The organism is Actinomadura napierensis (genome assembly GCF_039529375.1).
In the GTDB taxonomy this organism is placed as follows: domain Bacteria; phylum Actinomycetota; class Actinomycetes; order Streptosporangiales; family Streptosporangiaceae; genus Spirillospora; species Spirillospora napierensis.
This window is the reverse complement of the sequence record NZ_BAAAMR010000001.1, coordinates 357,063-363,558: the sequence shown is the minus strand read 5'-3', so window position 1 is coordinate 363,558 and position 6,496 is coordinate 357,063. Positions and strand designations below refer to the sequence as shown.

Below are 6,496 nucleotides of genomic sequence, written 5' to 3'. Positions count from 1 at the left end.
CCGGAACCGGGCGCGCCTGCTCCGGGCCGGCCGGGGGTGCGGTGGCCGTCCGGGCCCGGCCGTGCCGCCGCCCGCGCGCGCCCGCCGCGCCGCCGCCGGTGCCGTAGCCGATCAGGACGTTGCCGGAGCCGGCCTGCTCCTCCTCGCGGTAGCGGGCGGCGGCGGGGTCCTCCTCCGCGGTCCCGGCGGGGCCGACCTCGATGAGGGGTTCGCCGACCCCGAGGACCGTCCCCGCTTCGGCGTGCACCTTCAGCACGGTCCCGGCGTAGGGGACGGGGACCTCGACGGCCGCCTTGGCGGTCTCGACCTCCACCACGACCTGGTCGATCCGGACGGTGTCGCCGACCGCGACCTTCCACTCGACGATCTCGGCCTCGGTGAGGCCCTCGCCGAGGTCGGGCAGCCGGAACACCTGCCGGGCGGGAGCGGTCGTCGTCATGACGCCCCCCTGGCCAGGTGCAGGACGTCGGGCTCGTCGCCGAACTGGAGCCGGTCGACGGCGTCGAGGACGCGGTCGACGTCGGGCAGGTGCGAGCGTTCGAGCTTGGGCGGCGGGTAGGGGATGTCGAACCCGCTGACGCGCAGGACCGGGGCGGCCAGCGAATGGAAGCAGCGTTCCTGCACGCGCGCCGCGATCTCCGCGCCGACCCCGGCGAACCCCTGCGCCTCCTGGATCACGACGCAGCGGCCCGTCTTGCGGACGGACGCCACGACGGTCTCGTCGTCGAACGGGACGATCGTGCGCAGGTCCACGACCTCCAGGTCGAGGCCGTCGGCGGCGGCGGCCTGCGCCGCCTCCAGGGCGACGGGGACGCTCGGCCCGTAGGCGACCAGCGTGGCGTCGGTCCCGCTGCGCCGCACCCGCGCCCGCCCCATCCCGGCCGCGCGCCGATCGGCGGGGGAGACCTCGCCGGACGACCAGTACAGCCGTTTGGGTTCCATGAAGACGACCGGGTCGGGGTCGGCGATGGCGTCGCGCAGCAGCCAGTACGCGTCGTCCGGCGTGGCGGGAGTGACCACCTTCAGGCCGGGAGTGTGGGCGTAGTACGCCTCGCTGGAGTCGCAGTGGTGCTCGACGCCGCCGATCCCTCCGGCGTAGGGGATGCGGATCACCATCGGCAGCGGCAGCAGGCCGCGGGTGCGGTTGCGCATCTTGGCCACGTGCGAGGCGATCTGCTCGAACGCCGGGTACGCGAACGCGTCGAACTGCATCTCCACCACCGGGCGGAACCCGCCCATCGCCAGGCCGACGGCCAGCCCCACGATGCCGGCCTCCGCCAGCGGGGTGTCGAAGCACCGCTCCTCACCGAACTCGGCGGTCAGCCCGTCGGTGATGCGGAAGACGCCGCCCAGCGGGCCGACGTCCTCACCGAACACCAGGACCCGCTCGTCCTCGCGCAGGGCGTCCCGCAGCGCGGTGTTCAGCGCCTGCGCCATGGTCATTTCCGTCGTGCCGGTCGTCATCGCGGTCATCTCAGTCCTCCGACGCGCTCAGCTCGGCCGCCAGCAGGGCCCGCTGCTCGCGCAACTGCGGCGTGGGCTCGGCGAAGACGTGCTCGAAAATCTCCAGCGGCGCGGGCTCGGAGTCGGCGTTCATCGCCTCGCGGACCCGGGCGGCGAACTCCTCGGCGGCCTCGTGCGCCGCGGTGACCTGCTCGTCGTCCAGCACGCCGCGGCCCCGCAGGTAGGTCTCCAGGCGCGCGACGGGGTCGGCCGATTCCCACTGCTCGACTTCGCCGCCGTCGCGGTAGCGGGTGGGATCGTCGGCGTTGGTGTGGGGGTCCATGCGGTAGGTGTGCGCCTCCACCAGCCACGGGCCGTCCCCTGCGCGGGCGTGCCGCACGGCGGTGGTCAGCACCGACAGCACCGCGACCAGGTCGTTGCCGTCGACCTGCTCGGACCGGACGCCGTACCCGATCCCCTTGTAGGCCAGCGCGGGCGCGGCGGTCTGCTTGGCCAGCGGCACCGAGATCGCGTACTGGTTGTTCTGCACCAGGAACACCACGGGCGCCCGGCGGACGGCCGCGTAGTTGAGCGCTTCGTGGAAGTCGCCCTCGCTGGTGCCGCCGTCGCCGATGAAGGCCATCACCACGGCGTCCTCGCCCTTGCGGCGCAGGGCCTCGGCCATCCCCACCGCGTGCAGGGTCTGGGTGGCCAGCGGGGTGCACTGCGGCGCCACGCGGGTGGCGGCCGGGTCGTATCCGCAGTGCCAGCCGCCCTGCAGCAGGGTGAGCACCTCGGCCGGGTCCAGGCCGCGGGAGACCAGGGCCATCGAGTCCCGGTAGGTGGGGAACAGCCAGTCGGCGTCGCGGAGCGCGAGCACGCCGCCGATCTGGCAGGCCTCCTGCCCGCGGCTGGAGGGGTACACCGCCAGCCGCCCCTGCTTGGTCAGCGCGGTCGCCTGCCGGTCGAACCGGCGGCCCGCCACCATCCGGCGATACGCCTCGACGAGCCGCTCGTCCTCCGGCACCGCGTACCCGGCCGGCGGGTCGGCGGCCGTGCCGTCCTCGGCGACGAAGCGGACCGGCACGGGGGAGGGGAGGAGGTCTTCGGCGGCCTGGCGCTGTTCCAGCCCGGGCGCGGGTTCCCGCATGAGCATGGCGCCCCTCGCTTTCTCTGGACGCTTGATGACCAAAGCGTCCGCCCGGGCGGCCATCCGTTCAAGACATCACGCATAATGAGCGACAAATGGCCATCAGACCGGATCCGAGGTGACCGAATGTCGAACGAAGAGGCCGCCGAGGGCGTCCGGGCCGGACGTTCTGCCGGACCGCTGGACGCGGTGGACCGCGCGATCATCGCCGAGCTGCTGCGCGACGGTCGGATCTCGGTGCGGGCGCTCGCCGAGAACGTCCACATCTCGCGCGCCAGCGCCTACGCCCGCCTCACCCGCCTCACCGACGAGGGCGTGGTCACCGGGTTCACCGCCCAGATCGCCCCGCACCGCGCCGGCCTCGGCACCAGCGCCTACGTCTCGGTCACCATCGAGCAGAACTCCTGGCGCGCGGTCTCGGCCGGGCTGAAGGACATCCGCTACGTCGAGCACTTCGCCATGGTCGGCGGCGACTACGACGTGCTGGTCCTGGTCAGGGCCCCCGACAACACCGCGCTGCGGCACGTCGTGCTGGAGCGCATCCAGGACATTCCGGGCGTCCGCGCCACCCGCACCTGGCTGGTGTTCGGCGAGGCCCGCGGCCGGGGCGCGGAGTGGGAGTCCGGGAACGCCTAGACGAGCCTGGAAACGCGACCGCCGCCCCTTTTGTCCGCGACGAAGGGGGCGGCGGCGCACCGATCGTTACTTCAGGGCGTTCCGCACCTCGCCGGAGAACATCGTGGTGGAGGCGACGTCGTACTTCGCCGCGTCCTCGGCCGCCGCGGCCATCTCCGGGCTGCCCAGCGCCGCGTTGAGGGCGTCGCCGTCCTCGAACCACAGCTCCGCGACCAGGTAGGGCGCCTCGGTCCCCAGCGGCCGGGGACGCGTGAGGGTGAACGACTTCAGTCCGGGCAGGGCCCGCACCAGCGGGACGTGCGTGCTCTCGTAGCGCTCGTCGAACGCCGCCGGGTCGGTGGGGGAGAAGTACTGGACGGTGAGGCGGTGCATGTGCGCTCCTCCAGGGTGGGTGCGGCCGGCCAGGTCCGGGCCACCTCACCGTAGCCCGCGCCCGGGCTCCGCGGAGGACCCGGGCCCGCCGGAACGATCCCGTCCGCCCCGACCCGTTGCGCCGGGGCGCCCGCCCGTGCGACCGTATTACTGACCGAACGATAAGTAATTGCGCGGCGGGCGAGGAGGGGACATGGCGGCGACCCCCGTGGAACCGGCGGAACGGGAGCGGCTGCAGGCCGGGTTCGACGCGACGATCGCGCGGGCCGACCGGATCGAGCCGCGGGACTGGATGCCGGACGACTACCGCCGGACCCTGGTCCGCCAGATCGCCCAGCACGCGCATTCGGAGATCATCGGGATGCAGCCGGAGGGGAACTGGATCGGCCGGGCCCCGTCGCTGCGGCGCAAGGCGATCCTGCTGGCCAAGGTGCAGGACGAGGCCGGGCACGGCCTGTACCTGTACTCGGCGTGCGAGACCCTGGGCGTGTCCCGCGCGGAGCTGACGGAGATGCTGCTGTCCGGGCGGCAGAAGTACTCCTCGATCTTCAACTACCCGACGCTGTCGTACGCCGACGTGGGGACGATCGGGTGGCTGGTGGACGGGGCGGCGATCTGCAACCAGGTGCCGCTGTGCCGGACGTCCTACGGGCCGTACGGGCGGGCGATGATCCGCATCTGCAAGGAGGAGTCGTTCCATCAGCGGCAGGGTTACGAGCTGCTGATGACGATGATGCGCGGGACGGACGGGCAGCGCGCGATGGTGCAGGAGTCGGTCGACCGGTTCTGGTGGCCGTCGCTGATGATGTTCGGGCCGCCGGACGCCGAGTCGCCCAACAGCGCGCGGTCGATGGCGTGGGGCGTCAAGCGCAACTCCAATGACGAGCTGCGGCAGAAGTTCGTCGACATGACGGTCCCGCAGGCCGAGGCGCTCGGCGTGACGCTGCCCGACCCCGCGCTCCGCTGGAACGCCGAGCGCGCGCACTACGACTTCGGCGAGCCGGACTGGGAGGAGTTCGCCCAGGTGCTGCGCGGAAACGGGCCGTGCAATGCCCAGCGCATGGCGCACCGCCGCGCCGCCCACGAGGACGGGGCGTGGGTGCGCGAGGCCGCGACGGCGTTCGCCGCCCGGACCGCCGAGAACGCGAAGGAGGGCGTCCGATGAGCGAGGACCGGCGCGAATGGCCGCTGTACGAGGTGTTCGTCCGCGGCAAGCGCGGGCTCAACCATGTGCACGTCGGGTCGCTGCACGCCCCCGACGACGTGATGGCGTTGCGGCACGCCCGCGACGTCTACACGCGGCGCAACGAGGGCGTGAGCATCTGGGTGGTGCGGGCCGACGCGATCACCGCGTCCAGCCCCGATGAGAAGGACCCGCTGTTCGCGCCCAGCGGCGACAAGGTCTACCGGCATCCGACGTTCTACGAGATCCCCGAGAACGTCCCCCACATGTGAGGGCGGACCACCCATGAGCGACGACCACGGCAGCATCTTCGACGGCCTGATCGGCGGCGACTCCTCGCAGTGGGCGTTCGGCACCGACTTCGAGGACCCCCTCGCCGGGGTCGACACCACCGTCCCGGACGGCGCCGACCACGCCGAGCTGGCCCTGTACTGCCTGATGCTCGGCGACGACGCGCTGATCATGTCGCAGCGGCTGTCGGAGTGGTGCAGCCGCGCGCCGGACCTCGAAGAGGACATCGCGCTGGCGAACATCGCCCTCGACCTGCTCGGACAGGCCCGCCTGCTGCTGGCGCGCGCGGCGGCCGCCGACCCCGGCGCCGTCCCTGCGCTGCCCGAGGGCTCGCCGGTCCCCGCCGAGGACGCGCTGGCGTTCTTCCGTGAGGCGGGGGAGTTCCGCAACGTGCGGCTCGCCGAGGTGCCCAACGGCGACTTCGCGCACATGGTCGTCCGCCTGCTCCTGTTCTCCGTCGCCCGCCTCGCGCTGCTGGAAAGGCTCCGCGCGAGCACCGACCAGGTGCTGGCGGCGGTCGCGGCCAAGGGCGTCAAGGAGATCACCTACCACCGGGACTGGGCGGGCCGCTGGTTCCTCACCCTGGCCCAGGGCACCGAGGAATCACGCCGGCGGCTCGTCGCAGCGCTGGACGCGCTGTGGCCGCTCCAACCGGAACAGGTCGCCGCGCACCCGGTAGAGACGTCCCTCGCTGAGGCGGGGGCGGGGGTCGACCCCGGCTCCGTCCGCGACGAGGTGGACGCCGTCCTGGACCAGGTGCTGGCCGTCAGCGGCGTCGACCGCCCCGACCGCGCGCCGCTGGCCGGGGTCGGCGGCCGGACGGGCCGCGACGGCATGCACACCGAGGCGTTCGGCCGGCTCCTCGCCGAGATGCAGGTCGTCGCGCGCGCACACCCGATGGGGCGCTGGTGAACGCCCGCGAGCGCGCCCGCCGGGTCGCCGAGGAGGTGCGGGACCCGGAGATGCCGATGCTCACTCTCGCCGACCTCGGGGTGCTGCGCGGCGTCGACGTCGAGCCCCGGCCGGAGGGCGGGGAGGTCGTCGTCGCCTCGATCACCCCGACCTACACCGGCTGCCCGGCCATGGCCACGATGCGCGACGACCTCGTCCACCGGCTGACCGGCGCCGGATTCCCGCGCGTCGAGGTCCGGGTCGTCCTGGACCCGCCGTGGTCCAGCGACTGGATCTCCGAGCACGGCCGGGCCGCGCTGCGCGCCGCGGGCCTGTCACCCCCCGGCCCGGCCCGGCGGAGGTCCGGGCCCGTGGGGCTCACCCTCGGCCCGACCCGGCCCGCGCCGGCCTGCCCGCGCTGCGGCTCGGCGGCCACCCGCCTGACCTCGGAGTTCGGCGCCACCGCGTGCAAGGCCCTGTACCGCTGCACCGGCTGCCTCGAGCCGTTCGAGCACGTCAAGGAGATCTGA

The 6,496-nt window shown here is 73.4% G+C and carries 9 protein-coding genes; 5 read left to right on the top strand and 4 right to left on the bottom strand.

All coding sequences use genetic code 11. The annotated features are described in order from the left end of the window. The 3 genes from ABD296_RS01440 to pdhA form a co-directional block, all read right to left on the bottom strand. A partial coding sequence (locus tag ABD296_RS01440; RefSeq protein ID WP_344260450.1) for a biotin/lipoyl-containing protein occupies positions 1 to 439 on the bottom strand: 439 nt, incomplete at its 3' end. Next, positions 436 to 1,464 (bottom strand): alpha-ketoacid dehydrogenase subunit beta, encoded by a 1,029-nt coding sequence (locus tag ABD296_RS01435; RefSeq protein WP_344260454.1) that lies wholly within the window; start codon positions 1,462 to 1,464, stop codon positions 436 to 438. The genes ABD296_RS01440 and ABD296_RS01435, both read right to left, overlap by 4 nt. Positions 1,465 to 1,474: 10 nt before the next feature. After that, positions 1,475 to 2,599 (bottom strand): pyruvate dehydrogenase (acetyl-transferring) E1 component subunit alpha, encoded by a 1,125-nt coding sequence (gene pdhA / locus ABD296_RS01430; protein ID WP_344260448.1) that lies wholly within the window; start codon positions 2,597 to 2,599, stop codon positions 1,475 to 1,477. A gap of 120 nt (positions 2,600 to 2,719) precedes the next feature. Here pdhA and ABD296_RS01425 point away from each other — a divergent pair, with 120 nt between their 5' ends. Next, positions 2,720 to 3,229 (top strand): Lrp/AsnC family transcriptional regulator, encoded by a 510-nt coding sequence (locus ABD296_RS01425; RefSeq protein ID WP_344260446.1) that lies wholly within the window; start codon positions 2,720 to 2,722, stop codon positions 3,227 to 3,229. A 66-nt stretch (positions 3,230 to 3,295) separates the two neighbouring features. Here the strand turns inward: ABD296_RS01425 and ABD296_RS01420 are convergent, their stop codons facing one another. After that, the gene (locus ABD296_RS01420; RefSeq protein WP_344260444.1) at positions 3,296 to 3,601 is read right to left on the bottom strand and encodes an EthD family reductase; all 306 of its coding nucleotides are present in this window, start codon (positions 3,599 to 3,601) and stop codon (positions 3,296 to 3,298) included. A 193-nt stretch (positions 3,602 to 3,794) separates the two neighbouring features. Here ABD296_RS01420 and paaA point away from each other — a divergent pair, with 193 nt between their 5' ends. From paaA to paaD, 4 genes are read left to right on the top strand one after another with little or no spacing between them, the layout of a single operon-like run. Continuing rightward, on the top strand, positions 3,795 to 4,766 hold the full coding sequence (gene paaA / locus ABD296_RS01415; RefSeq protein WP_344260442.1) for a 1,2-phenylacetyl-CoA epoxidase subunit PaaA: 972 nt from the start codon (positions 3,795 to 3,797) through the stop codon (positions 4,764 to 4,766). After that, positions 4,763 to 5,056: a 1,2-phenylacetyl-CoA epoxidase subunit PaaB gene (gene paaB, locus ABD296_RS01410; RefSeq protein ID WP_344260440.1), complete on the top strand. Its 294-nt coding sequence runs from the start codon at positions 4,763 to 4,765 to the stop codon at positions 5,054 to 5,056. Before paaA ends, paaB begins: the two co-directional genes overlap by 4 nt. Positions 5,057 to 5,069: 13 nt before the next feature. Next, positions 5,070 to 5,987 carry a 1,2-phenylacetyl-CoA epoxidase subunit PaaC gene (gene paaC, locus ABD296_RS01405; RefSeq protein ID WP_344260438.1) on the top strand — a complete coding sequence of 306 codons (918 nt, stop codon included), beginning with the start codon at positions 5,070 to 5,072 and terminating at the stop codon, positions 5,985 to 5,987. Beyond that, on the top strand, positions 5,984 to 6,496 hold the full coding sequence (paaD, locus tag ABD296_RS01400) for a 1,2-phenylacetyl-CoA epoxidase subunit PaaD (protein ID WP_344260436.1): 513 nt from the start codon (positions 5,984 to 5,986) through the stop codon (positions 6,494 to 6,496). The genes paaC and paaD overlap by 4 nt, the downstream gene beginning before the upstream one ends.